Annotated in this window: 36 protein-coding genes, 1 other RNA gene and 3 pseudogenes; 21 read left to right on the top strand and 19 right to left on the bottom strand. The window is 45.9% G+C overall.

What is annotated here, in order from left to right:
- Positions 1-15 precede the first annotated feature (15 nt).
- The 5 genes from RS881_RS16160 to truB all read left to right on the top strand — a co-directional run bounded on the left by RS881_RS16160 (position 16) and on the right by truB (position 2,042).
- A complete protein-coding gene (locus RS881_RS16160) occupies positions 16-219 on the top strand; it encodes a hypothetical protein (protein ID WP_315822016.1) in 204 nt (67 codons plus the stop codon).
- Positions 216-458 (top strand): efflux RND transporter periplasmic adaptor subunit, encoded by a 243-nt coding sequence (locus RS881_RS16165; RefSeq protein ID WP_315822017.1) that lies wholly within the window; start codon positions 216-218, stop codon positions 456-458. Before RS881_RS16160 ends, RS881_RS16165 begins: the two co-directional genes overlap by 4 nt.
- Positions 455-1,261 carry an efflux RND transporter periplasmic adaptor subunit gene (locus tag RS881_RS16170; RefSeq protein WP_315822018.1) on the top strand — a complete coding sequence of 269 codons (807 nt, stop codon included), beginning with the start codon at positions 455-457 and terminating at the stop codon, positions 1,259-1,261. The genes RS881_RS16165 and RS881_RS16170 overlap by 4 nt, the downstream gene beginning before the upstream one ends.
- An 89-nt stretch (positions 1,262-1,350) precedes the next feature.
- Positions 1,351-1,473 carry a hypothetical protein gene (locus RS881_RS16175; protein WP_315822019.1) on the top strand — a complete coding sequence of 41 codons (123 nt, stop codon included), beginning with the start codon at positions 1,351-1,353 and terminating at the stop codon, positions 1,471-1,473.
- 23 nt (positions 1,474-1,496) lie between these two features.
- The gene (gene truB, locus RS881_RS16180; RefSeq protein WP_315824501.1) at positions 1,497-2,042 is read left to right on the top strand and encodes a tRNA pseudouridine(55) synthase TruB; all 546 of its coding nucleotides are present in this window, start codon (positions 1,497-1,499) and stop codon (positions 2,040-2,042) included.
- A 191-nt stretch (positions 2,043-2,233) separates the two neighbouring features.
- Here the strand turns inward: truB and RS881_RS16185 are convergent, their stop codons facing one another.
- The 5 genes from RS881_RS16185 to RS881_RS16205 all read right to left on the bottom strand — a co-directional run bounded on the left by RS881_RS16185 (position 2,234) and on the right by RS881_RS16205 (position 4,572).
- A complete protein-coding gene (locus RS881_RS16185) occupies positions 2,234-3,040 on the bottom strand; it encodes a BamA/TamA family outer membrane protein (RefSeq protein WP_315822020.1) in 807 nt (268 codons plus the stop codon).
- Entirely contained in the window at positions 2,983-3,540 is a 558-nt protein-coding gene (locus RS881_RS16190) for a hypothetical protein (RefSeq protein WP_315822021.1), read from the bottom strand. Before RS881_RS16190 ends, RS881_RS16185 begins: the two co-directional genes overlap by 58 nt.
- Positions 3,537-3,719 carry a hypothetical protein gene (locus RS881_RS16195; protein WP_315822022.1) on the bottom strand — a complete coding sequence of 61 codons (183 nt, stop codon included), beginning with the start codon at positions 3,717-3,719 and terminating at the stop codon, positions 3,537-3,539. The genes RS881_RS16190 and RS881_RS16195 overlap by 4 nt, the downstream gene beginning before the upstream one ends.
- A gap of 104 nt (positions 3,720-3,823) precedes the next feature.
- Positions 3,824-4,054 (bottom strand): hypothetical protein, encoded by a 231-nt coding sequence (locus RS881_RS16200; protein ID WP_315822023.1) that lies wholly within the window; start codon positions 4,052-4,054, stop codon positions 3,824-3,826.
- A 20-nt stretch (positions 4,055-4,074) separates the two neighbouring features.
- Positions 4,075-4,572 carry a hypothetical protein gene (locus RS881_RS16205; protein WP_315822024.1) on the bottom strand — a complete coding sequence of 166 codons (498 nt, stop codon included), beginning with the start codon at positions 4,570-4,572 and terminating at the stop codon, positions 4,075-4,077.
- Between the two features lie 178 nt (positions 4,573-4,750).
- On the opposite strand from RS881_RS16205, the gene RS881_RS16210 reads away from it, so the two are divergent.
- On the top strand, positions 4,751-5,392 hold the full coding sequence (locus RS881_RS16210) for an RNA methyltransferase (RefSeq protein WP_484557634.1): 642 nt from the start codon (positions 4,751-4,753) through the stop codon (positions 5,390-5,392).
- A gap of 80 nt (positions 5,393-5,472) precedes the next feature.
- On the opposite strand, the gene RS881_RS16215 is transcribed toward RS881_RS16210, so the two are convergent.
- Both RS881_RS16215 and RS881_RS16220 read right to left on the bottom strand, forming a co-directional pair.
- The gene (locus tag RS881_RS16215) at positions 5,473-6,141 is read right to left on the bottom strand and encodes an ABC transporter permease (protein ID WP_315822026.1); all 669 of its coding nucleotides are present in this window, start codon (positions 6,139-6,141) and stop codon (positions 5,473-5,475) included.
- Complete coding sequence (locus RS881_RS16220; RefSeq protein ID WP_315822027.1) at positions 6,138-6,701, bottom strand: ABC transporter permease; 564 nt, start codon at positions 6,699-6,701, stop codon at positions 6,138-6,140. Before RS881_RS16220 ends, RS881_RS16215 begins: the two co-directional genes overlap by 4 nt.
- A 170-nt stretch (positions 6,702-6,871) precedes the next feature.
- On the opposite strand from RS881_RS16220, the pseudogene RS881_RS62275 reads away from it, so the two are divergent.
- From RS881_RS62275 to RS881_RS16255, 7 genes and pseudogenes are all read left to right on the top strand, one after another.
- Positions 6,872-8,157: pseudogene (locus tag RS881_RS62275) on the top strand (type IX secretion system plug protein).
- Between the two features lie 213 nt (positions 8,158-8,370).
- Positions 8,371-8,468, top strand: an RNA gene (gene ffs / locus RS881_RS16230) — signal recognition particle sRNA small type.
- Between the two features lie 124 nt (positions 8,469-8,592).
- Positions 8,593-9,264, top strand: coding sequence for a fructose-6-phosphate aldolase (gene fsa, locus RS881_RS16235; RefSeq protein WP_315822028.1), 672 nt, complete (start codon positions 8,593-8,595; stop codon positions 9,262-9,264).
- Between the two features lie 608 nt (positions 9,265-9,872).
- Positions 9,873-10,079, top strand: a complete 207-nt coding sequence (locus RS881_RS16240) for a hypothetical protein (RefSeq protein ID WP_315822029.1) — start codon at positions 9,873-9,875, stop codon at positions 10,077-10,079.
- Positions 10,076-10,765, top strand: coding sequence for a group II intron reverse transcriptase/maturase (locus RS881_RS16245; RefSeq protein ID WP_315822030.1), 690 nt, complete (start codon positions 10,076-10,078; stop codon positions 10,763-10,765). The genes RS881_RS16240 and RS881_RS16245 overlap by 4 nt, the downstream gene beginning before the upstream one ends.
- 52 nt (positions 10,766-10,817) lie before the next feature.
- Complete coding sequence (locus tag RS881_RS16250; protein WP_315816028.1) at positions 10,818-11,174, top strand: group II intron maturase-specific domain-containing protein; 357 nt, start codon at positions 10,818-10,820, stop codon at positions 11,172-11,174.
- Positions 11,175-11,668: 494 nt separating this feature from the next.
- Positions 11,669-12,226 (top strand): N-acetylmuramoyl-L-alanine amidase, encoded by a 558-nt coding sequence (locus tag RS881_RS16255; RefSeq protein WP_315822031.1) that lies wholly within the window; start codon positions 11,669-11,671, stop codon positions 12,224-12,226.
- A 32-nt stretch (positions 12,227-12,258) separates the two neighbouring features.
- Here RS881_RS16255 and RS881_RS16260 read toward each other — a convergent pair whose 3' ends face one another.
- Positions 12,259-12,714 carry a hypothetical protein gene (locus RS881_RS16260; protein ID WP_315822032.1) on the bottom strand — a complete coding sequence of 152 codons (456 nt, stop codon included), beginning with the start codon at positions 12,712-12,714 and terminating at the stop codon, positions 12,259-12,261.
- A 136-nt stretch (positions 12,715-12,850) separates the two neighbouring features.
- On the opposite strand from RS881_RS16260, the gene RS881_RS16265 reads away from it, so the two are divergent.
- Together RS881_RS16265 and RS881_RS16270 are read left to right on the top strand one after the other, a co-directional pair.
- Positions 12,851-13,351, top strand: coding sequence for a helix-turn-helix domain-containing protein (locus RS881_RS16265; protein WP_315822033.1), 501 nt, complete (start codon positions 12,851-12,853; stop codon positions 13,349-13,351).
- Positions 13,329-13,694, top strand: coding sequence for a methylated-DNA--[protein]-cysteine S-methyltransferase (locus RS881_RS16270; RefSeq protein ID WP_315822034.1), 366 nt, complete (start codon positions 13,329-13,331; stop codon positions 13,692-13,694). Before RS881_RS16265 ends, RS881_RS16270 begins: the two co-directional genes overlap by 23 nt.
- Positions 13,695-13,800: 106 nt before the next feature.
- Here the strand turns inward: RS881_RS16270 and RS881_RS16275 are convergent, their stop codons facing one another.
- The 6 genes from RS881_RS16275 to RS881_RS16300 all read right to left on the bottom strand — a co-directional run bounded on the left by RS881_RS16275 (position 13,801) and on the right by RS881_RS16300 (position 16,082).
- Positions 13,801-14,427 carry an NUDIX hydrolase gene (locus RS881_RS16275; protein ID WP_315822035.1) on the bottom strand — a complete coding sequence of 209 codons (627 nt, stop codon included), beginning with the start codon at positions 14,425-14,427 and terminating at the stop codon, positions 13,801-13,803.
- 47 nt (positions 14,428-14,474) lie between these two features.
- Complete coding sequence (locus tag RS881_RS16280; protein WP_315822036.1) at positions 14,475-14,915, bottom strand: hypothetical protein; 441 nt, start codon at positions 14,913-14,915, stop codon at positions 14,475-14,477.
- A 146-nt stretch (positions 14,916-15,061) separates the two neighbouring features.
- The gene (locus RS881_RS16285) at positions 15,062-15,217 is read right to left on the bottom strand and encodes a hypothetical protein (protein WP_315822037.1); all 156 of its coding nucleotides are present in this window, start codon (positions 15,215-15,217) and stop codon (positions 15,062-15,064) included.
- On the bottom strand, positions 15,214-15,516 hold the full coding sequence (locus RS881_RS16290) for a hypothetical protein (protein ID WP_315822038.1): 303 nt from the start codon (positions 15,514-15,516) through the stop codon (positions 15,214-15,216). Before RS881_RS16290 ends, RS881_RS16285 begins: the two co-directional genes overlap by 4 nt.
- Positions 15,498-15,884 (bottom strand): hypothetical protein, encoded by a 387-nt coding sequence (locus tag RS881_RS16295; RefSeq protein WP_315822039.1) that lies wholly within the window; start codon positions 15,882-15,884, stop codon positions 15,498-15,500. Before RS881_RS16295 ends, RS881_RS16290 begins: the two co-directional genes overlap by 19 nt.
- A 6-nt stretch (positions 15,885-15,890) precedes the next feature.
- Positions 15,891-16,082: a hypothetical protein gene (locus RS881_RS16300; RefSeq protein WP_315822040.1), complete on the bottom strand. Its 192-nt coding sequence runs from the start codon at positions 16,080-16,082 to the stop codon at positions 15,891-15,893.
- 371 nt (positions 16,083-16,453) lie between these two features.
- Here RS881_RS16300 and RS881_RS16305 point away from each other — a divergent pair, with 371 nt between their 5' ends.
- The 4 genes from RS881_RS16305 to RS881_RS16320 are packed head-to-tail and all read left to right on the top strand — an operon-like array spanning position 16,454 to position 19,976.
- Positions 16,454-17,092: an AAA family ATPase gene (locus RS881_RS16305; RefSeq protein WP_315822041.1), complete on the top strand. Its 639-nt coding sequence runs from the start codon at positions 16,454-16,456 to the stop codon at positions 17,090-17,092.
- Positions 17,025-17,942: a coiled-coil domain-containing protein gene (locus RS881_RS16310; RefSeq protein ID WP_315822042.1), complete on the top strand. Its 918-nt coding sequence runs from the start codon at positions 17,025-17,027 to the stop codon at positions 17,940-17,942. The genes RS881_RS16305 and RS881_RS16310 overlap by 68 nt, the downstream gene beginning before the upstream one ends.
- 17 nt (positions 17,943-17,959) lie before the next feature.
- Positions 17,960-19,399: an SMC hinge domain-related protein gene (locus tag RS881_RS16315; RefSeq protein WP_315822043.1), complete on the top strand. Its 1,440-nt coding sequence runs from the start codon at positions 17,960-17,962 to the stop codon at positions 19,397-19,399.
- Entirely contained in the window at positions 19,350-19,976 is a 627-nt protein-coding gene (locus tag RS881_RS16320; RefSeq protein ID WP_315822044.1) for a coiled-coil domain-containing protein, read from the top strand. Before RS881_RS16315 ends, RS881_RS16320 begins: the two co-directional genes overlap by 50 nt.
- A 190-nt stretch (positions 19,977-20,166) precedes the next feature.
- On the opposite strand, the gene RS881_RS16325 is transcribed toward RS881_RS16320, so the two are convergent.
- Complete coding sequence (locus RS881_RS16325; protein WP_315822045.1) at positions 20,167-20,697, bottom strand: ferritin; 531 nt, start codon at positions 20,695-20,697, stop codon at positions 20,167-20,169.
- 113 nt (positions 20,698-20,810) lie between these two features.
- Here RS881_RS16325 and RS881_RS16330 point away from each other — a divergent pair.
- Positions 20,811-21,100 (top strand): annotated as a pseudogene (locus RS881_RS16330) (DMT family protein).
- Between the two features lie 232 nt (positions 21,101-21,332).
- On the opposite strand, the gene RS881_RS16335 reads toward RS881_RS16330, so the two are convergent.
- The 4 genes and pseudogenes from RS881_RS16335 to RS881_RS16350 form a co-directional block, all read right to left on the bottom strand.
- A complete protein-coding gene (locus RS881_RS16335; protein WP_315822046.1) occupies positions 21,333-22,418 on the bottom strand; it encodes a WD40/YVTN/BNR-like repeat-containing protein in 1,086 nt (361 codons plus the stop codon).
- Positions 22,419-23,151: 733 nt separating this feature from the next.
- Positions 23,152-23,319 (bottom strand): hypothetical protein, encoded by a 168-nt coding sequence (locus RS881_RS16340; RefSeq protein ID WP_315822047.1) that lies wholly within the window; start codon positions 23,317-23,319, stop codon positions 23,152-23,154.
- A 45-nt stretch (positions 23,320-23,364) separates the two neighbouring features.
- Positions 23,365-23,810 (bottom strand): annotated as a pseudogene (locus RS881_RS16345) (M24 family metallopeptidase); the annotation flags it as partial.
- Positions 23,789-24,610: an aminopeptidase P N-terminal domain-containing protein gene (locus tag RS881_RS16350; RefSeq protein ID WP_315822049.1), complete on the bottom strand. Its 822-nt coding sequence runs from the start codon at positions 24,608-24,610 to the stop codon at positions 23,789-23,791. The gene RS881_RS16350 and the pseudogene RS881_RS16345, both read right to left, overlap by 22 nt.
- Before the next feature lie 301 nt (positions 24,611-24,911).
- On the opposite strand from RS881_RS16350, the gene RS881_RS16355 reads away from it, so the two are divergent.
- A complete protein-coding gene (locus tag RS881_RS16355; RefSeq protein WP_315822050.1) occupies positions 24,912-25,199 on the top strand; it encodes a hypothetical protein in 288 nt (95 codons plus the stop codon).
- Positions 25,200-25,203 lie beyond the last annotated feature (4 nt).

Here is a 25,203-nt window from a genome sequence, read left to right on the forward strand (position 1 = left end):
CAAAAAATATTACCGATGAAAAATGTATGCTGGATGATATCCATTGCCTTGATGGCTTTCCTTCAAATATCCTGCAAGAGCAATGACAGCAACGCAGAAGTGCCTGCAGCCAGGGAAGCGCATGAAGGTGAGCACAAAAATGAGAATACGGCCACCTTTACTGCTGACCAGGTCAAAAGTATTGGTATTGAACTGGGGGAAATAGAGGAAAACAATTGACGGCTTCAGTCAGAGCCAATGGCGCATTAAGGGTTCCCAATCAAAACAAAGCGCTCATTAACTCCATTTACAGCGGGGTAATTAAATCACTGTTGATACAACCTGGCGATATCGTAAAGAAAGGACAGGTAATAGCTACCATTGCCAATCCCGATTTCATCAAGATGCAGGAAGAGTACCTGGCCATTGGTCCCAAAGCAGTATTGGCGGAACAGGAGTTGACTCGTCAAAAGAATTGAATCAAGGCAATGCAGGCGCGTTGAAGAACCTGCAGGCCGCCGAGTCTGATGTAAGGTCACTCAATACCCGTAGAGCTGCACTTGAACAACAAATTCAACTAATGGGTATCAATCCGGCCACGCTTTCTAATGGCAAATTGATGTCCGTATTGTCATTAGGCACGCCCATTAGTGGCATTGTTAGTAATGTTTCGGTTAAGATGGGTAGCTATGTGGATGTTAGTACACCGGTAGCAGAAGTGATCGATAATAGCCAGCTGCATCTCGATCTCTTTATTTATGAAAAGGATCTTCCAAAGTTGAAGAACAACCAAAGTATACACTTTACACTGACCAATAATCCTGGTAAAGAATACGATGCGCAGATATTCTCTTTGGGTTCTACGTTCGAGGATGAAAGCAAGGCTGTGAGCGTGCATGCACAGGTGAAAGGCGATAAAACAGGATTGATCGATGGTATGAACATTACGGCACTGATCAGCCTGGATAAAATTACTGCCCCTGCCGTGCCTCAGGATGCGATCGTTACCTACCAGGGCCAGGATTATATTTTCATGGTAACCGACCCGCATACCGAAGAGGAGCACCACCAGGAGGGCAAGGATAGCAAACCCCATAACGAGAAAGAACCCCATGATCATAAGGAACCCGCCAAGCAGCCGGAAAAGGGGGTGACATTTGAAAAAGTACCTGTTGCAAAGGGTACTTCGGAGGTAGGGTATACGCAAATAACCCTGCTTAGATCCATACCGGCTGATGCGCGTATCGTAACCAAAGGTGTATTTTTGTACTGGCCAAGATGACCAATTCAGGAGATGGAGAACATGCCCATTAGAACCATAAAGCCCGCCTTCCTGCACGTGATGGCGGGCTTTTCCACTATCTTCGCCGCATGGAACAGGGCGTTAATAATATTTTTGCTGATGGACAGGTATTGCTGATCAATAAACCCCTTGAATGGACCTCTTTTGATGTGGTGCGTAAATTAAGAGGGCAGATGAAGATCAAAAGGTAGGCCATGCCGGTACCCTCGATCCCCTGGCTACGGGACTACTGATCTTATGTACGGGAAAGTTTACCAAACGTATCAATGAATACATGGCCCAGGAAAAAGAGTATACGGGTACCATTACACTGGGCTCCACTACTCCCACCTACGACCTGGAAAGTGACCCTGAAAACTTTAAAGATTATTCAGCCATTACTCCCCGGCAACTGCAGGAGGTGACTACCCAATTCATGGGAGAAATAATGCAGGTGCCGCCGATCCATTCGGCCATTAAGAAAGATGGTAAACGCGTGTATGAATTGGCCCGTAGGGGAGAGCATGTAGAATTAGAGCCCAGAAAGATCACCATCAAAGCATTCGATATTACCGCTACTTATATGCCCATTGTTCACTTCAGGGTGGTTTGTTCTACCGGCACTTATATCCGTAGCTTGGCCAATGATGTAGGCGTAGCCCTGGGCTGTGGAGGTCACCTCAGTAGTTTATGCCGTACCAGGATCGGGGCGTTTACTATTGATCAATCAATGACAGTAGAAGAGGCACAGGCAATGATTAAAACAGCTTTAGGGCAATAGCAGGGAAATGCACAGCCGCGAGCCCATTACTACGAAAAGATTCGACACCAAAGATTGCCGATTCAATGTCGTTTGGTTAGTAAACCTTTTTCCAGGAACAAAGGTGGGCCACTCTGCTGCGCTACATCTGCCGGGCGGCAGAGTGACTCACCTTATAACTTATCTAAACGACATTGATTCACGATTGCCGACTAGAACGGATACCCAATTCCCAATTGCAGTTGCCCACTGCCGATATCTACTTTTTGGAACCAGCCATTATTCACGCTGGCATATCGAGGGTTTTTAAGGCGGTAAGCCCAGTCGAGGCGGATCAGGAAAAATTCAAAATCCAGGCGTAAGCTCGTACCGGCCCCCAGCGCTATATCCTTATACAACCGGCTTAACTTAAAAGAGGATTCCGGGATTTTTTGACCATTCTCATATTCCTTACTCCAAATATTGCCAATATCAACAAACAGGGCGCTGTTTACCTTGACACCCGCAATGGTGGTTATATTAAAACGATACTCGGCATTGAACTCCAATTGCATGTTACCAAACCGGTCTACCCGTGTTGTATCACTCTGGTCATACAACGTAGAGGAACCTGGCCCCAGCCTTCGTACCTGCCAGGCGCGCATACTATACGGACCTCCTGCAAAGAATGCTTTGAAGAAGGGCAGGTTATTTTCTCTGACGATCACGCCGGCGGTATCTGTTTTACCATAAATGAAGGCAATACCGCCAAAGGCGCGGAAAGCCCACGACGACCGTTTGCGGTTAATATAATGCTTTACCTCTCCATCCACTTTTACAAAACGGCGCAGGTCGCCCAGTTCAAGACTTTTGATCAGTCCAAATAATCCACCACTTTCTTCTATACGGCCCCGTATCAACGTCAGTTTCTTGTCGTCATCATATTGCTTCCCTGCAGTTACACTGAATATGGTACTGATGATCATTCCGTCATTAAAGGCAAACCTGTAGGCCGGGATGTCCTGTTCCAGCTTCCGCAAACTGTCTGTTTTATACAGGTCGGTATACTCAAAATTAAAGGGGTTAACGTATAACTCTTGGTCCATCGTTGTGTTGCATTATCGGGGTCTGATGCCCTGGTTTTTCTCCGCGTCCATTCATATCCCCAGGAGGTATTAAAAGAGGGCGCTTTAAAGAAATCCCGCCGGTCGGTATAGGCGCCCGTCATATTCAGTACTGTACGCCGGGCAATGGTGCGTTCATTCCCTTCTGGTTTCCGGGGAAACCAATCCAGCAGGAACCTGGGCAAAATGACCTTGGGAAAGTAGATATTATGCGAAAGACTTGCTTGCAGGGTTTGTACCAGGTGCGTACCAATCTCAATACCAAAACGTGCATTGGTGCTGGTTTGAATCGCTTCCCGGTAGGCATTGCGGTTCAGTAACCGGAAATTAAGACCCAATCCAAAAAACGTACCCTGGGAAAGGAATTCACTTACGTTCCGGCTGGTTTCAAAGTCTACATTCAGACTGTGCTTCATAGCCGGGTATAAACGCAATACTGCATCCAGCAGGGCACCGTATCGCGCCTTTCCTGCAGGCTTAGGTCCACGTTTTGCCAAGCGCCCAATTGATTAAAAGTATTGATCGCCCGGTAATAGCGCCGTTGGGAATAAACCGAGCCGGGACGCAGGCGGATATTATTAGCAATAAAGGGCAATTTAAACCGGTTCGTATTGTAATAGAATTGATAACCCTGTATCGTGGTACTGTCGCGGGTAGAGGTAATAGTATCTTCCAGGATCGATTGATCGGGATATACTTTTACATTCCCAATATAATACTTTTGAATATGCGTGCTGTCTTTACAGGCCGCTGCCTGATGGTAACACTGATCGTAGGTTTTTCCCGTTTTTTACTTAGCGAATCCAATAAACGCAATTGCTCAAATGGGTCCAACGTAGGATCGATCAGCGCAGCTACTACCGTATCCCGTTCGGCATAGAGATTTTCTTTGGAGAATTTGTAATAGCCACTATCCCGGTACACCCCCAATAAGCGGTCAAGCTCGCCGTTTACATGCTGATCCGAATAGGGCGCTCCCTTTTTAACAACGATTCCTTCTGGCTTTTCAGCGCCAATTCCTGCAATTCGGGTGTTTCCATTGCATAACCAATGGAATCCAGGCGCATGGCCACACCAGGCGTAATGGAAAAATCCGTAAACACCCTTTTCTGTTCACCGCGCCGCTTGTTTTGCTTGGTTTTAATGTAAAAGGTATCCCGGATAACCGGGTTGAAATAACCCATTGAATGAAGCAGGGTAGTGAGGTATATTTTTGAGCGGCCAATATTCAGGGAATCAAAGACAGGTGGATTTTTGAGCGTTTTAAGGACCAGCAAGGAGGCGATGAGCCGGGTTTTCAAACTGTCGTCTACCTGGTTCTCTAACTTTGTCTGGAGGTCCAGCCGGTCATATTCCGGGGTTTTGCCTTCAATACTAATCGTCGTGCGGTAAGGAAAAGGTTTGCTGGAATTGTAATTCCTCACTGAGCAGGATGCAGCCAGTATCATACAGAGCAGGCCATATAAAGACCACCTGGAAAATGTAAAAAGCTAACTTGCCGGCCGGATGTCATATAACTTATAAACGAGGTGCAATGTTGGTTAAATCGCAGGTCAAATATATTCAAAGTTTAAGCCAGAAAAATCAAGAGATGAGGAAGGCGTATTTATTGCCGAAGGCCCCAAGATTATTAACGAACTCTTAAGCAGGCCCAACATACAGGTACAGCAGCTTTATGCAGTGCCGGACTGGATAAGCCAACACCCCCAAATGCAGGCTGGTAGCGTGGTTGAGGTCAGTGAAAAGGAGTTGGAACGCCTATCGCTGCTCCCATCGCCCAACCAGGTGCTGGGTGTTTTCAGAAAACCCCGGTTTCCGAAAATCACCAGTTACCGGGACCAGCTTTTCCTGATGCTCGATACCATACAGGACCCTGGCAACCTGGGCACCATCATCCGCTGTGCCGACTGGTTTGGCATTTCTACCATCATTTGCAGTCCCGATAGTGCCGATGTTTTCAGCCCTAAAGTGGTTCAATCTACCATGGGAAGCATTAGCCGTGTACAGGTGATCTATGAGGACCTGACCCATTTTATGGCGCAACATACTGGTATACCAGCTTATGCCGCTACCCTGCATGGTACCAACCTGCACCAGTTGCCGCAAATCCTGGAGGGGGTGCTGGTCATCGGCAATGAGTCGAAAGGCATCCGGGAAGAACTGTTACAACTTTGTAGCCACCGCATTACCATTCCCCGGAAAGGCCAGGCCGAGTCGCTCAATGCGGCCGTAGCTACCGGCATCATCTTATCGCATATTGTAAAATAGCTTCGAGCTGCTAGCTATGAGCTTCGAGCCAATACAAAGCAAAGGACTCGTAACTCGTAGCTCAATGCTCGTAGCTGTTCTCAGCTAAATCTAATCGCTTTAACCGGTTGTATTTTCCGTACAATGATGGTGGGAATCAGTAAAACCAGGAAACAAACCAGGAAGGTGCCCACATCTACCAGCACTACATGCCACCAAACCACATCGGCCACTGCTTTGGATATCCAATAAGCCTCTTCGGGCAAGGGAATAAAGCCATACCGCTGTTGCAACCAGCAGATACCCAATCCAATGATATTGCCCAGTAATAAGCCTGTGAAAGTAATATAAGATCCATGATACAGAAAAACCTGTTGAACCGTTTGGTTACGAGCCCCCAGAGCTTTCAACACCCCAATCATCCGCGTACGTTCCAATACGAGTATCAGCAAACAGGTAATAAGATTCAGCGTAGCGATCACGATCATGATCGTCAGTACAATGGCAATCGTTTTATTTTGCAGGGCCAGCCAATCAAAAATGTTTGGGTAAATATTCTTGATAGTCGTCGATTTCAGGCCAATGGGCAGCTCGGTAACAATATCCTCACTTACCTTGTCCATCTTATTGAAATCGTGTAAAAATATTTCATAACCACCTACCTGCGTGCTGTCCCAGTCATTGAGCCGTTGTATCAGCTTCAGGTCGCCAATGGCAATATGTTTGTCATAATCTTCAATACCTGTTTTGAAAATGCCGGCCAGCGTCAATTTTCGGGGCGGGGAGGAGCGCCCCGTTGAATGAAATAGATGAGCACCTGGTCATTCACCTTCAACTTTAACTGTGTTGCCGTATAGACCGATAAATTGATCTCTGTACTATAACCACTGTCTTTAAAATGTACCCAACGCCCCTCTACCAGGAAGTTTTGCAGGTTGCCAAAGTCATACTCTTTTTCCACCCCTTTTAGCAATACTGCTTCGATGGTGGCCGATGTTTTAAGGATGGCATTTTTAGTAGCAAAAGCCTGTACCGTTTTAATGTCCGGATTGACCTTTATGAGGTTTAATACCGAATCATTTTTGGGGATAGGGACTTCCTCCGCAATGGATACCGAAGTAGCATTAAAACTCTGTATGCGGATATGCCCCCAAAAACTGAATACCTTCTGGGCGATCGTTTTTTGAAACCCACTGGCAAATGCAATCGTCAGGATCATTACGGCTACACTGATCACTGTGGCGCCGATTGACAGGCGGATCACAAATCGGGAAAACGACTTTTGTTGATTAAAAGCGATGCGGCGGGCTATAAAGGCGGCGATATTCAATCGGCATTGATTTTTCGGTCGTAAAAATAACAGAAAGCAACCATTCCATTCCAAAAAGCTGTCTTTTGAGGATTTCTATACCTTCAACATCGAAAATGCCCGAAAGTATTTTCAGTTGCAACCCAAAGCAAGGAACTTTTCCTGCTGACCATTAACGAAAAAACAAGCGGATGAAATATATTTTGCTGTGCATACTCCTGTTAAAATTACTGACGGTGCAGGCACAGATACCCGATGCCGTATATTCTCCCCGGATACAAACCGTGTTATTACATCCCTATGGCAACCAATTGGGCCAGCCCATTATTACTTTGGGAGCTATAGGCGGCCTGGAACTGCATTTTGATGACCTGGATGCCAATGTTAGAAACTACTCCTATACGTTTCAGCTTTGCAATGCTGATTGGACTCCCGCCATTTTGAGCCAATTCGATTTTATCAGTGGCTTTTCCCAGCAACGCATCAATACCTACCGGGTTTCTTCTATTGCTTTTACCCGTTATACCCATTACCAGGCCACCTTACCCGACAGAAACTGCGCGCCTAGCCGGTCTGGTAATTATATCCTTAAAGTTTTCCTGAATGGTGATACTTCCAAACTGATAATTACCAAAAGGATGCTGGTTGTGAAAGAACAATCTGCTATTTCAGCCCAGATACAACAGCCTTTCAATGGCCAGATCTTCCGCACCCATCAAAAATACAATTCAAAGTAGCCTTGAACGAAGGCCTCAACGTGGTAAATCAACTGCAGCAGATACAGGTGGTCATTCTCCAAAATTATCGCTGGGATAATGCTGTGACCAATATCAGGCCTTCCTTCTTTTCCAGGAATACACTGGAATACAATACGGAAAATGATGCTGTATTCCCGGCTGGCAAGGAATGGCGCTGGCTTGATATGCGCAGTTTTCGATTCCAGAGCGATCGCATAGAAAGTGTAAAATATGGTACCAGCAGTACCGACATTATAGTACGTCCGGATGCCAACAGAAGCTCCCAGCGTTTTAACTTCTTCCGCGATAACAATGGTATGTTTACCATCGAAACCACAGAAAGCGTCAATCCCCTTTGGCAGGCCGATTATGCTACCGTGCATTTTACTTTCGTACCAGGTAATAATGCTCCTTTTCCCGATAAGGATGTTTTTATTGTAGGGCAGCTCACCAATTACAACCTGAACGATTCGGCCAAAATGGTATTCAATACCGAAAAAGGCGCCTATGAACGGAGCCTGTTCCTGAAAATGGGGTATTATGATTATTGCTATGCTACCATCGACCGCAACGACAAAAAGAGAAAGGCTTCTTTTGATTTTACCGAAGGCAATTACTGGGAAACCGAAAACAACTATACCATTTTGGTATATTATCGTCACCTGGGCGGCCGGGCAGATGAGCTGATTGGTATAACCACCGTTAACTCATTGACAAGTAGGCCAGGATGGCGGCAGTAAGTGATTATTTATTAATGAGTATTGATCATTAGCTCCTGACCTATTGAATTACTGTGTGAAACAGCGCAGGTTGGAGGGTGATTATAGAAATCGTCAATAATTAGTAATGAGTAATCAATAATTATTTTGTTCATTTTGTCTCATTGTAGGCATTTGTGGAAATAATTAAGAATCAATAATCAGTAATTAGTTGTTTTGCCTTATCTTTGCAGCCGGCAGGTCTTACACGACCAGCTCCTGCTGAACCCCCAGGGCCGGAAGGCAGCAAGGGTAGGCGGTTGTAGCGGTGCGATGTAAGTAATCTGCCTTTTTTTCTTTTTTTTTATCCAAGAGCCTGGCCAATGGTAACCTGTACACATCTTCTGCTCCGGAAAAAATACTTCTCTTTCAACAGCCAGCAGCATATTCTGGTCAACATCTCAAAACTTTAATAGTATGAAATTTTTTATTGATACGGCCAACCTGGCCCAGATCAAAGAAGCGCATGAATTAGGCATCCTCGATGGTGTAACTACCAACCCCTCCCTCATGGCCAAAGAAGGCATTAAAGGTGAAGAAGCCATTATGAAGCATTACCTCACCATTTGCGAAATGGTGGATGGTGATATCAGCGCAGAAGTGATCTCGACTGAATTCAAGGATATTGTGGAAGAGGGTAAGAAACTCGCAGCTATTCACCCCAATATCATTGTAAAAGTACCCATGATCAAAGATGGTATCAAAGCCATTAAGTATTTTTCTGATAATGGTATCAAAACCAATTGTACCCTGGTATTTTCTGCTGGTCAGGCCATCCTGGCTGCCAAAGCAGGCGCTACCTACCTTTCTCCCTTCATTGGCCGTATTGATGACAGCAATTGGGACGGTATCCAGCTGATTGAGCAGGTTTCTCATATTTATAACCTCCAGGGTTATAAAACAGAGATCCTGGCAGCTTCTATCCGCAGCCCCCTCCACATTGTAAAATGTGCTGAAGCTGGTGCTGATGTGGTAACCAGCCCGCTGGAGCCGATCCTGGGATTGTTGAAACATCCCTTAACCGATATTGGCCTGGCCAAGTTCCTGGAAGATGCCAAAAATGGCAGGTCCTGCCCTAGCAGGCGCTAAATAAGCGAAATAATCTAATTGATTGATAATAAAGGGTGTACCGGATTCCGGTACACCCTTTCGTTGTGTGCCGGGCATGTATATCAGCTCTAGGGTGAAAGTCCCGAATACGTGTTACAGTGCATAGTATTAGCCAAGGGCAAGGGTGTCCATCGCGAGGTGGAATCTGAAAGAAGCCGGCGGCAAACGTTCGAGCCTACGAACAGAAATTGCATACAAGGCGGGCTGACATGGGTGATGTTGCAACACAAACAGAAACCCTACACTGTGCAGACTGTCAGAACGTAAATGCAGAGGCTACATGAACGGAAAGCGGATATACTTACCCCGGGAGGTCTGCAGGCGATTCTTCGCTTAGAGCAGAAGTCAGCCGAAGCCGTAGTAGGAAGGAAACGAGCCATCTCCCCGTAAAGGGCAAAGACGGAAGACTCACAGCCAAACCGAAGGGCCGAATGTTAGAATGGCGAAAATGAACAAGACGTTTATGATTGAGGCGATTACAATAGAAGAACATTAGAAAACTACCTGTGTGAGGATAAGCCGGAAGCTAAAAGTAAAACACAGGAGGAGTTGAGCCTCATCATGCAACCAATGGGAATAACGCTGGGATGATTTTTTTTTTTTTAAGTAATAGTATGCTGGAAGAAATATTAGATATCCGCAATGTACAAAAAGCCTTTAAGCAGGTAACTGCCAATAAAGGGGCTGGAGGTATAGATGGTATGCAGACCGATGAACTTCGCGACTACCTGAATACCAACTGGCAAACACTGCGTACTAGTATTTTAGAAGGCACGTACCGCCCCAGGCAGTGAAGAAAGTAGAAATAGACAAGGAAAACGGAGGCGGTAAAAGGATGTTGGGAATACCTACAGTAATCGACAGGTTAATTACGCAGTCAATAGCCCAGTGGTTGAGTCCGCAGTATGAAGCGGAGTTCTCCAATTATAGCTATGGGTTTAGAGAGAATCGCAGTGCTCATCAGGCAGTGTATCAGGCTCAAACCAGCCTGAACGACGGCAATGAATGGGTAGTAGAGCTGGAGCTGGAGAAGTTTTTCGATCGGGTGAACCACGACCGGTTAATGTCGGCGCTGGCCCAAAAGATAACGGACAAGCGGACACTGAAGCTACTGCGAGCGTACCTGAACTGCGGAATAATGGAGAATGGAGTAGTGATAGAACGCAAAGAAGGCACTCCTCAAGGTTCTCCGTTATCACCGCTGATGAGCAACATTGTTTTAAATGAACTGGACAAAGAGTTAGAGGCAAGAGGCCACCGGTATGTACGATATGCAGATGACTGTAGCATCTATGTGAAAAGTGAAAAGTCAGCGGCTCGAGTGCTGACTACAATCACAGAGTTCATAGAAAAGAAGCTAAAGTTAAAAGTAAACCGCACAAAAAGTAAAGTCAGCCGCCCCAATGACAGTACGCTACTGGGTTTTTTTTTTACCGAAGCGAAAAGGGCTGGCAAATACGTATTGCGCCCAAATCGCTGAGAAAGATTAAAGAAAAGATGAAAGAGCGAACTCAGCGTAAATCCCCGGTAAAGTGGAAGACAAGATAAAGAAGATGGAGGCGACAATCGTTGGTTGGGTGAACTACTTTAGGATAGCCAAAGCCAAAAGCAGAATGGAGGAACTGGACAGATGGGTAAGAACGCGTCTAAGGATGGGAATATGGAAACAATGGAAAAGACCAAAAACGCGGTGGATTAACCTGAAAAGGCTGGGAATCAATCCTGGGAAAGCCTATGAGTGGTCAAATAGCCGTAGGGGCTATTGCCGCATTGCACACAGTCCAATATTGACAAGGGCATTAAATAATGAATACTTTGTCAGGCATGGATACGTAGGGTTCGCAAACTACTATTACTGGAAAACAACTCACCAAACTAAGTTATTCTGACAAACCGCCGTATACCGGTCGGTACGTACGGTGGTGTGAGAGGTCTGTGAGGGAATTAATCCCTCACAACCTACTCGATTTTGGCCTCCAAAACACCGTCTATTTGAGATAGGTCCAAATAGCAGCCCAAGTGGTGGTTTGCTGTATTGTTACTACATACATCAACTATTCTAGATAATAGGATATTCCAGAGATATTCCACATATAAAGCAGCTATAATGCAGAGATAAGGCACCTTTTAAAGTCTGGAATATCTCTTTAATAAGCATACTATAGCTGTTTTATATCACTTATATAATTCCAGATTTAGCTACCACTACCCGTACGTCTTCTATGGACCTTCCTACCTGGTACCATACCATGGCCACCTGGATGCAACCTGGTTACCCGTAAAAACACGGTAGCCATTCAGGGTGCTTTGACCGGTGGCAAGCCGGTTAGGAATAACCATCTTTGGCTGTGTGTCTTCAAATCATTCACCTAATACCTTCAATATGAATATTCAAGCGTTAAATCCTTTCCTCCCTTCCAGGGACCGGACCAATAAACCCGAAATGGTGGTATTGCATGCTACTGCAGGGGGAACCGCTAAAAGCAGTATCAACCATTTACGTGGTGTAGGATTGAGCTATCATTATATTATTGCCCGTGATGGCAAGGATTCGGGTACCAGTGCCAACGCACAAAATACCGAGTCGATCATTTTTCACTGCGTGCCTAACAACAAACATGCATTCCATGTAGGTTCTACCATTCCGGCGCCGGGTGGATTGGCCATCAACAAATCATCCATTGGTGTATCCCTGGCCAATATCCAGCGCAAAGTCAATCCGGAGCCCTATCCGGCCAAACAGATCGCTGCCCTCAATGAATTACTGGCCCACCTGAAGTCGGAAGTGCCTTCTCTGAAGTTTTTGACTATCCATGCCGTTGTACAACCCTGGAACAGGGCCGACCCTATTCGTATCGATGGGAAAAAACTGGCCGAAAAACATGGTTATGTGTGGTGGCAGCCAACGGCTGAACAGGTCAAGGCCCACAAGCCTAAATAAGTAGGAAATAAAAACCAGGTTGAGGATGGTTGTCAGGGATTTCGCCGGTTCCTTTTGCTCTTTCGCCCTGGTGAAGAGCTGCCGGGGAGTACCTCCTCCATCGTTTTGAGCCTTTCGGTGGTATCCTCTGTTTTTATATAGATCGTAATCTCCTTCCACAGCTGTGCATTGGCCTTCAGCGTGGCTTTAACGTCTATTTTCTCCCCTTTAAAGGATGTGTCAATAATCAGGTTATTGCCTTCAAACCGGCCTGCCGAGGCCGTAAAATGTAGCTCTTTTGCAGTGAGCGGCTGCCATTGACCATTGGATAATTTTCCATCCACGTTGATGTAATTGTGCACTCCTTTCTTCAAACTGTCTGTGTACAGGTGGAAAAAAATACTGTCTACCTGCTGTCCCAGTACAGCCCGGCTGCTAAATACCAGTATGAGAACCAGGAAGTAATAAAATGCCTTCAATTGTAAAGTATTAACTGGTTGCAAGATCAAAAATAACCCTAAACAGTTGTATGCCTGCCGTGTTAAATATAGCAAGAAACAGGTTGAGCAGGCGGGTAATCGGGGACAAATTGCATACACTAATAAACATCACTATGCTATCAGAAAAATATTAAATTTTGATCCTGTGACTACTGATGCTTACCAATACCAGCAGATAGCCCGGGCTATTGATTACTTGTATGTCAATTTTCGTAACCAACCCAGCCTGGAAGAAGTAGCTGCGCAGGTAAATATGAGCGCTTTTCATTTTCAGCGCATGTTTACCGAATGGGCAGGCATCAGCCCCAAACGATTCCTGCAATTTCTGACTACCGACTACCTCAAACATCGTATTACTGGTTTTGACAACCTGCTCGATGCAGCCGATGCAGCGGGGCTGTCGAGCCAGTCGCGGGTGTACGATCTCTTTGTTAATCTCGAAGCGGTTACCCCACAAGAGTACAAAGAGAAGGGGAGCGGTATCCTGATAGAATATGGATTTCACAATACGCCCTTTGGCGAGTGCATTATAGGCGTTACGGGTCGTGGTATATGTCACCTTTCCTTTTTGCAGCAGGAAAACAGGAGTGCGGCCATAGAAGAACTGGAAAGTGTGTGGGGCAATGCCCTGGTGCGCGAAAAATAGCCGCAATACCGACCTGATGGCCCAGGCTATTTTTCACCGCAAACCCGGATCACAGGAAAAGCTGAGTGTGCTGGTAAAAGGTACCAACTTCCAGGTAAAGGTGTGGAATGCCCTGTTGGAAGTACCCTATGGTACCGTGAGCACCTACCAGTCACTCGCCCGCCATATTGAAGAGCCCAATGCATTGCAGGCTGTAGGAACGGCCATTGGGGCCAATCCCATTGCCTACCTGATACCCTGCCACCGTATTATTAAGAAGAACCTGATCATTGGAGAATACCATTGGGGTACCGAACGCAAAAAGGCCATGCTTGGTTGGGAAATGGCAAAAACAGCTATCTAACCATGATTTAGGGATTGTTAGGATTTGTAGGAAATTTTTAAGAGGTGACACCCTGCCCTGGCGATGCAGGCGAAAGGTGTCACCTCTTCGTTTGAGATTCATTACCTCAATCAAAATAAGCAGCGAAATCTCCTCCCGTTGCCTTTTTATAGAGCAATTCAATTTGTGCCGCCAATATCCGCTCTTCCGATAAATCAGGCAATTGATCAACTGGAAAATAACCTGTCTCCAGGATGTCAAACCCCTTATTCAAGGACTGCTCTTTTGTCTTCAGCTCACACAACAAGGCAAATTTGTACACATAAAAAGGTTGGGGTGGATGAGGATGACAACGTTTATCAAATACAGCCAGCAGGCGTGTAGCTTTTACTTGCAGGCCTGTTTCTTCCAGGAATTCCTTTTCAATTACTTCGGCAGGCGAATAACCCACATCGGCCCATCCACCCGGTAGTGTCCATTTTCCATCTGCCATTTCCCGCGCCAATAGCACCTGGCCCTGCTCATTGAGCAGCAAGCCACGCACATCTACCTTGGCGGTTGGATAATCCTTATTGGGCGCATAAAAGTTTTTGATCACTTCAACCGGCAGTCCGGTGAGCTGGCCCATCAACTCATGGCTGATGGCAAGCAGTTCCGTGTAGCGTTCGCGGTCATATTCGTTGGAGCTGTAGAGCAGGCCTGTATCGGCAATGGATTTGATGCGTTTGGCCAGATTGAGCATAGGGTTGGTCAAGGCGATTGATTTTATTGCCGAAATTAAAACTACGAAGCCGGACTACCTCACCACTTTTTCAAAAATTGCATACCCCTGGGCGATAGTTTATAGCCAGGTTCAAGACTAATGGTGAGCCCATGCTCTTTTAGTTTGCGGATATTGATCTTTAGCCAGTCTTTTTCTTTATCCGTTTTTACCGCCAGATCTGCTGCCCGCAAACCCGGATTATCGCGGATAGCCAGCAGGATGCGCCTGGTCCAGGGACCTGTTTTACTGTATTTGTCCAGTCGTGCCAGCGCGGCTTTGACCGTATCGAAATCAGTGGTAGAAATATTACGCTGTTGACGCAGGGCGATGCGTGGATCGGGAGCATGGTAGTTGACAGCTATTTTATAAATCGTTCCGGCAGGTCGGCTATTTAAGTCTTTCAGCAGGGCAGCTTTATTGGGATAACCGGCGGCCTTGGCTCGTGCGTCGGTAATGCTGCTCTCTGTCACCTCCTTCACATCGGTTATTGTTACCAGGCCAATACTGGTTTTGATAGTACTGCCTTTTTTACCGAAGGTTTTGTCCAGCGGCGAAATGCTAGCTTTACCGTACCTGCTTTTATGCCTTCCAGATGCACCTGTTTAATAAGCATGGGCTAAACTATTTATTTTAATGTTGCCGCCACTTCGAAGATCTGCTCAATCCCTTCCGGTATGGTCTTTTTCCGGATCCACTCCTGGTAGTTAAGGTCATGATTGTGTCCTTTAAAGACAAATACCTGCAAGTTGGTTTTATTGGCCTGTTTAAAGCCTTCCTTCAAGGCATAAGCACCTGTTGCCGGCGTACTGGCATCTTCATCCCCCTGGAAAATATAGAGGGGGTGTTGACCCGTAATAACCTTGTTTTATTAGGCTCCAAGGTAAAATGCTCCTTTAGCCAGCCCGAAGTAACCCTGAAATAGTTGTTCCAGATCCAGTCATCATTACCCTTGTCGATGGCATTGAGCAAAAATTGGTACCGCATAGCCGTCATCCGTTTAAAATCGTCACTGCTTAGTACACTGTCTTTATTGATATCCAGCCCTTCAAATTTAGCATTGTTCAGTCCATTCGTACGCATGGCGGTAGCCCCCTGCTATCAGCTTCATACTCAGTCCGGCTTACTACGCCATCGTGGTTGGTGTCAAAATACTTATTGATGTTGATCATGGAGGATTCGCCGGAGAACTGCCATTTAATAATATCCGACAGGTTTTCGTGTGCATAGCCGGCGAGGAAGAGCGCGCGGATATTGTTCTTTTTGTTATCGGCCAACATGCCCGCCAGTATGGTGCCCTCACTCCAGGCAAGCAAGGTAATGGGCACTTTTTTAAGCCGTTTATCCGCCTGCAGGTAGCGCAATACCGTTTCTATATCGGCTACCTCGGTGTGTGGCAATACCTTTTTGTACTTTTCCCGGTCAACCAGGTCGTAGGTAGGGGGCATCACCTATGGTTACACCCCTTTTGTTGTAAGTAAAAAAGCAATATTCCTTTTATTGAATTCCCGGGCAAACAGGTCGAAGTAATTGAAGGTGGAATCGCCCGCCTTTCTACGATCAAGATAAGTGGCCGGCCCTGTACCATGGATAAAAATGACCAGTTGCCGGATGGCTCCGTTGGCTGGCAGGTCCAATTTTCCCCTCAACGTATCACCATCAGCCAGCTTTACCTGTTCAATAGTGGCTTTTGCGCTATCAGGGAACTTGTCCCCAACAACAAGAATCCTGCAAATAAACTTTTCATGGCATTCGTTTGGCAGTGTAGGTGAATAAAAGTGGTATTACCCAATTTACCCAATTTTATTATAAGGGAATAAGCTTATTGTGCCTTATTGGCAGCTTTTACGAAAGGATTTATTCACCATGCAAGGCTATTTTATCCACAAGTCCTTGGGGATATCCACATGGTGCAGTGTTTGTGTATATTTCTATGTGGGTAATCCTGTGGGTAATTATTGGCCTATGTAATTTGTACCCCTATTCTTCTATATTTGCTGTCCTTAAAAAACAAGACACTGTGCGATTAAAGAGCTTAGAAATTAAAGGGTTTAAAAGTTTTGCCGACAAAACCATACTGAATTTTGATGAAGGTATTACCGGCGTTATCGGGCCCAATGGCTGTGGTAAAAGTAATATCATCGACAGTATCCGGTGGGTAATCGGGGAACAGAAGATCAGCCACCTGCGTAGTGAAAACCTGGATAGCCTGGTGTTCAACGGATCCAAAACCCGTTCGGCCAGTGGTTTGGCCGAAGTGAGCCTCACTTTTGAAAATACCAGGAACCTGCTGCCTACAGAATTCAATACCGTTACTGTTACCAGGAAGTTCTATAAAAGCGGCGAAAGTGAATACCGCCTCAATGATGTACAGTGCCGCCTGAAAGATATCCAGAACCTGTTTATGGATACTGGTGTAAGTACCGACAGTTATGCCATTATTGAACTGGGGATGGTGGATGAGATCATCAAAGACAAAGAAAACAGCCGTCGCCGGATGTTGGAACAGGCGGCCGGTATTACCATTTATAAGACACGTAAAAAGGAAGCCAAGCAAAAGCTGGACGCCACTGAGCAGGATCTGGCACGTATTGAAGACCTTTTATTCGAGATCAACAACCAGCTCAAGAGCCTCGAAAACCAGGCAAAAAAAAGCTGAGAAGTATTACGAGATCAAGAAAGAATACCGTGAAATAAGCATTGAACTGGCCAAAGCCTCCCTGGAAGGGTTTAACCTTACCTGGCGCGACCTCAATACCCAGTCTGAAGTAGAAACGGATAAAAAGATCAGGCTGGAAGCTGAAATCGCCAATGAAGAAGCTACCATTGAGCAGGAGAAAGTGGGTTTCATTGAAAAAGAACGTGCCTTGCAAAGCATGCAACACGAGTTCAACGACCTATTACAAACATTAAGAACGAAAGAAAATGATAAGAACCTTGCTTCCCAACGATTGAACTTCCTGAAGGAACGTGAGAATAGCCTCCAGGAATTCATGAATAAAAGTGAGGGACAACTGAAAGGACTGGAAGAAAGCATTGAATTTACCACCTTGCAGGTTACTGAAGAGGAAGGTAAGCTGGAAAGCCTGCAACAACAACTGGTGGACCTCAAAGAAACCAGTGAGGAAAAACGCAAGGTATTCGACGAAAAACGGGTGCATGTAGACAGCCTGCGTAGCGAAAACCTCAATATGCAACGTAACCAGTTTGAGGCGGAGAAGAAAGTGGCGATTGCCGACAACTCGATCCGCAACCTGGAGCAAAGCATTGCCCGCCTGGAAGAAGAACAGGAAGTGCGCAATAGCCAGTTCAAGCAACTGGAAGAAGAGCACATCACCAAAGAAGAAGAACTGGGAAGCCGCCAGCGTGACCTGCAACAACTGCAGGAGCACCATGAGCGCACCAAAGAGCAGATATTGCAAACGCAGGGTGAAATGGAAAGGCTGCGCCAGACCTTGGCGGAAGAAAGCCGTAAGTTGGATGCCAAAAGAATGAATACGACCTGCTGAAAAGTCTGATCGATTCGATGGAAGGTTATCCTGAGAGTGTAAAGTTCTTGCACAAGAATCCCAACTGGAACCATACAGCACCTATTTTATCTGATATTATCTATGTAAAGGAAGAGTTCCGTGCAGCTGTTGAAAACGTGCTGGAACCTTACCTGAACTATTATGTGGTGAATGACCTGCAGGAAGGTCTACAGGCGGTGCATCTGCTGGATGCGAACAAGAAAGGAAAGGCCAACTTTTTCCTGTTGGATAAGCTCAACGGCAATGTGGAAGCCACTGGCCACCAGCCAGCAGGTACCATCCCGGCCATGCAGGTAATAGAAGTGGATGCACAATACCGTCAACTGGCCGAACACCTGCTGGGGCAGGTTTTCATTGCTGAAAATGAAGATGCCCTTTCCAATAGCAATGGCTCCATTGTACTGGAAAAACATGGTAAATACGTAAAAGGAAAATATTCGCTGACTGGTGGAAGTGTAGGCATTTTTGAAGGAAAGAAAATTGGCCGTGCCAAGAACCTGGAAAAACTGTATGAGCAAATACAGGTTCAGGAGCGCATTGTAAATGAGCTGAAAGCTGCTATCCAGGAAAAGCACAATGAAGTGATCAGCTTCAATGAGCAACTGAAAGAAACGGCTATCAAGCAAGCCCAGGAAGATATCAACCGTCTTACCAACCTCGTATTCTCCTTACAAAATAAGATCGAGAACCTGCATGGGATGAAAAGTACTTCCCAGAACAGGTTGGAAGAGTTGCAGATGAACCTGGAAAATACTACATCCTCTATCTCGGGTACGCGTGAAGAGTGGCAGGTTTTGGTGGCTCAATTGAATGAAGTACGGGAGAAACTGCAAGCGGCTGAAGTGGATTACAAAGCTGCTGAAAGTCAGTACCACGGTGCCCTGGCCAGCTATAATGAGTTCAATCTCCAGGTAACCCGTCAGCAAAGTAAGATCAATGCATTGACGCAGGAGATGGAGTTCAAACGCAACCAATTGGTTGGCCTCCGCACACAGATCGAATCCAATGCCTCACAGTTGAAACAAACTATTGAGAACATGACGGAAAGTGCAGAAACCCTTACTGCCGCAGAAAATGGCCTGCTAGACCTGATGCGTAAGAAAGAAGAAGCGGAGAGAATATTGAACGAAACCGACCAGGCTTATTATAACGTGCGTAATGCGCTGAATGAAAAGGAAAGCGAATTGCGTCACAAGGTAAAAGAACGGGAACTGCTGGAGCACCTGCTTACTGAGATCAAGGACAAGCTGAATGAGTTGAAGCTCCAATTGGCAGGTATGAAAGAAAGGCTTAATGTGGAATTCCGTATTAACCTCGATGATATCATCGACCAGCCAAGAATTGGGGAGGTACCTACCGAAGAGTTGCAGGAAAAAAAGCGACCGGATGAAGAAGCGCCTGGAAAACCTGGGAGAGGTGAACCCAACGGCCATTGAAGCGTTTCAGGAAATGAAGAAACGGTACGAGTTTATCCTGGAACAAAAGAATGACCTGGTAACTGCCAAGGACAGCTTACTGCAAACCATTCAGGAAGTAGAAGCAACAGCCAACCAGCAATTCCTCGATACCTTTAACCGGGTGCGGGAAAACTTCCAGCGTGTATTTAAAGCATTGTTTACAGAAGACGATACGGCCGATATGATCCTGGAGAACCCGGAAAACCTGGCCGAAACCAGCATTGATATCATTGCCAAACCCAAGGGTAAACGTCCTTCCTCTATCACCCAGTTGAGTGGGGGAGAGAAGACCCTCACAGCAACGGCCCTGTTGTTTGCCATTTACCTCATCAAGCCTGCACCTTTCTGTATCCTCGATGAGGTGGATGCACCACTCGATGATGCCAACGTAGGCAAGTTTACCAATATGATCCGCAAGTTCTCTGAAGAGAGCCAGTTCATCATCGTTACCCACAACAAACAAACGATGAGCACAGTAGATGTGATCTATGGGGTAACCATGCAGGAGCCCGGTGTAAGTAAGCTGGTACCTGTTGACTTTAGAAGTCTCAATTAGGCAATTTGAGAATTTGAGAATGTGGTAATTTGAAAATGTAAATCACTATAAAGAAAACCCCGCTTCAAAAGCGGGATTTTCTTTATGTATTAGAAGTAGCCCTACAGGCACTTCCCTATTCATCGAACAGCTACATCAAAAGCATTAGCACATTTTCAAATTTTCAAATTCTCACATTACCACATTGGTATTAATGGCCGCCTTTGCCTTTTCCACCGCCGCTGCCACCCTGTGGGTTCATGGTGCCCAGGTCGCGATCAAAGAGGTACATGCCGCCTTTATCTTCTCCGATCAGCTTTAATTTGTCCAGTATTTGGCGCGCCAGGCTTTCCTCTTCAATTTGTTCGGTCACATACCATTGCAGGAAATTGTGGGTAGTATAATCCTTTTCCTGTATGCAAAGCTCCACCAGGGCATTGATCTCATTGGATACTTTTACTTCGTGTGAGTGAACGATCTCAAAGATCTCCTGGATATTCTTAAAGTCTTTTTGTGGCGCTGCAAAGGGAGGTACAATTGCGTGACCACCACGGTCATTGATATAGTGAAACAGCTTTAGCATGTGCAGACGTTCTTCATCAGAATGGTGATACAGGAACTGTGCAACGCCATTATACCCTTTTACTTCAGCCCAGGAACCCATCGCCAGGTAATACATGGAAGAAAAACCTTCCAGGTCGATCTGCCGGTTAAGGGCTGCATCAATTTTGCTGGATATCATATTTAGATAGTTTTGTGATGAATATACGAATTTCTAATTTCGGCCCTTTATAACTACTGCAAAAATAACTTAATATGCGCACTATCCTGTTGCTTGTGTTGTCCAATATATTTATGACCATTGCCTGGTATGGTCACCTAAAGCAGCAACACCTGCCATTGTGGAAAGCCATTTTGGTGAGCTGGGGTATTGCCTTTTTGAATATTGCCTGATGGTACCGGCCAACCGCTGGGGTTTTTCCAATGGGTTCAACGGGTTTCAGTTGAAGATGACGCAGGAAGTGATCACCCTCATTGTATTTACTGTTTTTGCCGTGGTTTACCTCAAAGAACCGTTTCACTGGAAATACCTGGTCAGTTTCGTTTTCCTGCTTGGTGCCGTTTATTTTATGTTTAAGAAATGAGGCACGTGAGAATCGGCAGTCGGCAATTCTGATCGTTTACTTAAGTTACCAACATTGGATGGGTATTTAGCCCCTTTAGGGGCACCGCTTTGTAGCAACATGTTGTGTATTCGATGCGGCGCCGTAGGCGACGAACCTCAGGTGGTGCGCCTACAGCGCACAAAAGAAACATTATAAACGTCTTCTACAAAGCGGGAGCCCCTTTAGGGGCTCGTAGCTCACAGCTCGAAGCTTATTCAACCAGTTTCCCGATCTTTCCATTTCCTCCTGCCAGGAATACGGCCTTGCCCTTCCTGGCTTGCTGGCATACATGAAACCCTTCTGTTGAGATCAGGGTCCAGTTATTGCCCCCATCAGTAGAGATATCCACGCCTGTCAGTCCGCAGGTGATCAGTTGGCTGTCGCCAATGAAGGCAACACAACTGCGGTAACCATGGGGCCTGGTGGTGGGCGCCTGCCATTCCCGGATATTATCTGGAGTGAACAAGCAGTTTTGGGTGGTATCCTTGGGATTTTCAAAATCACCCGCCACAATTACGGCCCTTCGGCCCCGCAAAGCAATCGAATTAGCGCCTGTCATTTCACGGCCCTGGATAATGTCCAGCGGCAGGAATTCCGAAGGGTTGATCAGCCGCGAGGCTTTACCGCCCGACACCAGGGTAAAAGAGCCATCCGGATGATAACGGATATTGGTGCCGCTGGCGGCAAAGAAGGCTTCGCCGGCCTGCACTTTTACCGCTACGCCTGGTAGCTTTTTCCAGGTATTGCCGCCATCTTTGGTGGTAGCAAAATACACGGTATCATTGATGGGGTCGCCAACTACGATGCCCCGTTTCTTGTCGATAAAATCCATCGCATCCAGGAACATGCCTTTTGTGCTGTCGGTAAATACTGTTTTCCAGGTGAGGCCGCCATCCGTTGTTTTGAGGATATTGGCCGGTTCGGCAATGGCGGTGATCACAGCGGTCTTTTCATCAAATGCTTCTATATCACGGAAGTCACGTTTCTCAAACCCTTTCACCGTTGTCCATTGCCAGCTCTTGCCGCCGTCGATAGAACGGCCCACCGTACCCTTACTGCCGCTGACCCATATTACCCGGTCGCTAACCACACTTAGTCCCCTAAGGCTGGTGGGGGTGCCGCTGGTCAGCAATTCAATACGGGGAGTGGTGTCGGGTAGAGGGGTAATGCAAGCAGGAGCGCTCGCCCGGGGAGGTAGAGAAGCTACTATACCCTGTTGCGATGCTACATATTGAAGACCAGTACCGGCCATACTAAAAACGAGCAGGCAGGAGGTCCAGTAAGGTTTGATCATCATAACCGGTAAGATAAGCAAAAATCAAAAAGCCATCGTCCTATTGGAAGCGATGGCTTTTTGAATGTCTTAATCTTTCAGTCGATCGAACGAAGGTAAACTCATTTCAAAGGTATTGGATGTCTGGCACGATCTGTTTGGCGGTTGGGCTTTCAGGATATCGACTGGGTTTTCACATACTACCGGATCTTGATCTTTTCAGGTATTGGATATACTATGTGGTCTTTCAGGATGTTTCTAGAAACCTTTTTGCTACAATTAGAATCACTGGATAAAATCCGCAGGTCTCTTTAGGGATTTGAAAGGATCTTTTCAGATGATATTGGATGCCGGATATTGGAGGCGGTATTTTCTGTGTGGATAGTTGGATCAACTAATTCAAAGATACCGTAGGAACATTAATTGACATAGCGCAAATCTGCCCTGTTTTTTGGCTTCAGTTATTACCCTTCGTATCGTAAATATTTCTATCTCTATTAGAAATATTACTTAAAAATAGATAGTGTTTTTGCGAAAAACTACCAGTTTTTGGTAAAAACACCCGGTATTATTTGGTATTTATACTGAATTTTACCCATCGACTGTCCTTTGTACGATTGCCGGTAAATGCGCATTTATTGCATAAAAACACTGCCTGGCATGAGTTTTTATGGGTACCTGGCTCGCAGAGAGGCCTTTAAAAGCGCAAAAGAGGTGGTCTGTGAAGGGGTCCCACCTCTTTTGTGTATAAGGCCATTTAGGTATTTAAAATCCTTTTTGCCCGATCCCAGTTTGGGTAGGGTAAAATGATCAAGCGGGCTTTTTCGGCTACCATTTTCTCAATATCACTGATCTTACGGGGAGCCGCCCAGGACAATAGTTCGTAATCCTTTTCTTTGATCAGCAGGTCGTCCTCTATCCGCACAGCAATGGTCCACCATTTCTTATCACAGGGACTGTTTTCGGGAATATAGATACCGGGTTCAATGGTAATGACCATGCCTTTTTCAATTTTTGAGAGGCGCTTCTGTCGTGCACATCCAGGCCAATATGATGACCCAAGCCATGGGGATAGTACTTACTGACTTCCTCTTTTTTGCTAATGATGCCGAGTTTTAGCAATCCTTCGGCTATGAGGCCGCGGGATACTTTATCCAGCTCCTGCCAGGTTGTGCCCTCCTTGCACAATTTGAAAGCCGCTTCCTGGGCTTCATATACCAGCTCATAAATGGCTTTTTGTTCCGGAGTAAACTTGCCGGTAGTAGGTACTGTGCGTGTTACATCGGCCGTATACCCATGGTATTCGGCGCCCACATCCATCAGGATCATCTTGTTCTCAACATGCAGTTTTTCATTTTCCTGGTAGTGCAGTACACAACCATTGTTACCAGCCCCTACGATGGAAGGATAACCCACATATTCAGCGCCGTATTTTTATGTACAAACTCATGTAAGCCCTGTACTTCCCTTTCCGACATATCGGGGCGTACGGCCTTCATTACTTCGGCCTGTCCCTGGCAGGATATTTCCACCGCTTTGCGCAGCAGGGCCAGTTCTTCATCCGTTTTTATTTCGCGCAACTGTCCTGTGTATTGACGGTATAAAGTAGTGCCAAAACGTTTATCCTGTGCATAATTATCTGTTATCTGTGCCTTTTCCTTCAACTGTTGGATCAGGTCATAGAGGTCCGCTTTATCATAACGGGCATCTGCAATATCTGCAGGCAGGCGGTCAAAAATGATCTTGTCAAATTTGGAAAAGTCCAGGGGCAATGCCTTAAAATCTTCTCCATTGTATACATGAGTAAGACCCAGCTTTTGTTTGGACCCCGCTACACCCAATCTCTTCCCTGTCCATTGTTCTGCCAATGAATCGCGCTTTTGCACAAACAACAATTCTTCGTAGGTGCTGCCATCAGCTGCTGCTTGTGGTTCTTTGAAAACCAGCAGCAAGGAATGCGGCTCCTTATACCCGGAAAAATAATACAAGTCGGGATTGGGATGGTATACATAATCCACATCATTTGAAAAATTCCGGGTGGGATAAGCCCATACCACGACTACAGAATTAGCAGGCATCAATTGACGCAAGGAATCCCGGCGACTGGCATGAAAGGCCGGCGTAAGATAATCTTGTGGCAGATCATCGGGCGATTGGCTAAAGGCAGGAGTGGTTAGCAGTAAGCTGGCCACCATAACGAAATTGCGTAAACGCATAGCTAGTTGTTTAAGGCTTCAATGAATGTAATAAATATAGAACTTGTTGGCTATTGCTACCTATAGAATGGGGTGGACGGCGAGGAATAAAGGCAAGTGGTGAGTTTGGAGGCCGAAGGCCATTTCAGGGTGATTGGGTAGATTGAAATGGGCCTTGAAAGTGAATTTACGGCAGGCTATTCAAAAGCCGCAAAAGTGAATCGTATTTTATGCAGGATCTTTCAGGGTAGTAATACTGAAAAAGGCAAAAGATGCAATAATTCATTAATTTTTAACGATTTTACAGGGTAATGCCAGCTCAGTGAAAACTCAAATTTACCAGGTCGTATCCTACTTAACGGTCATCATGTGTTGCGTACCCGTAGTGATCGTATTGCTTAAAAAACTTTGGCGGGTTTCTCCTTTTCAATACTATGCGATATACTGGGTCATCAATGGACTGGTGAATTCCATGTTACTGATAGAGTGGTTTCCTAGGAAACTCATAGAGGTAGTCAGTGTGATCTACAATTTACTCGATTTCCCCATGATGGTGGGCATCATCTATTTGTCGGCTTTCTCTCCAAAGTTTAAAAGATCATTCGTATAACCCT

The organism is Paraflavitalea speifideaquila, assembly GCF_032395985.1.
Lineage (GTDB): Bacteria > Bacteroidota > Bacteroidia > Chitinophagales > Chitinophagaceae > Paraflavitalea > Paraflavitalea speifideaquila.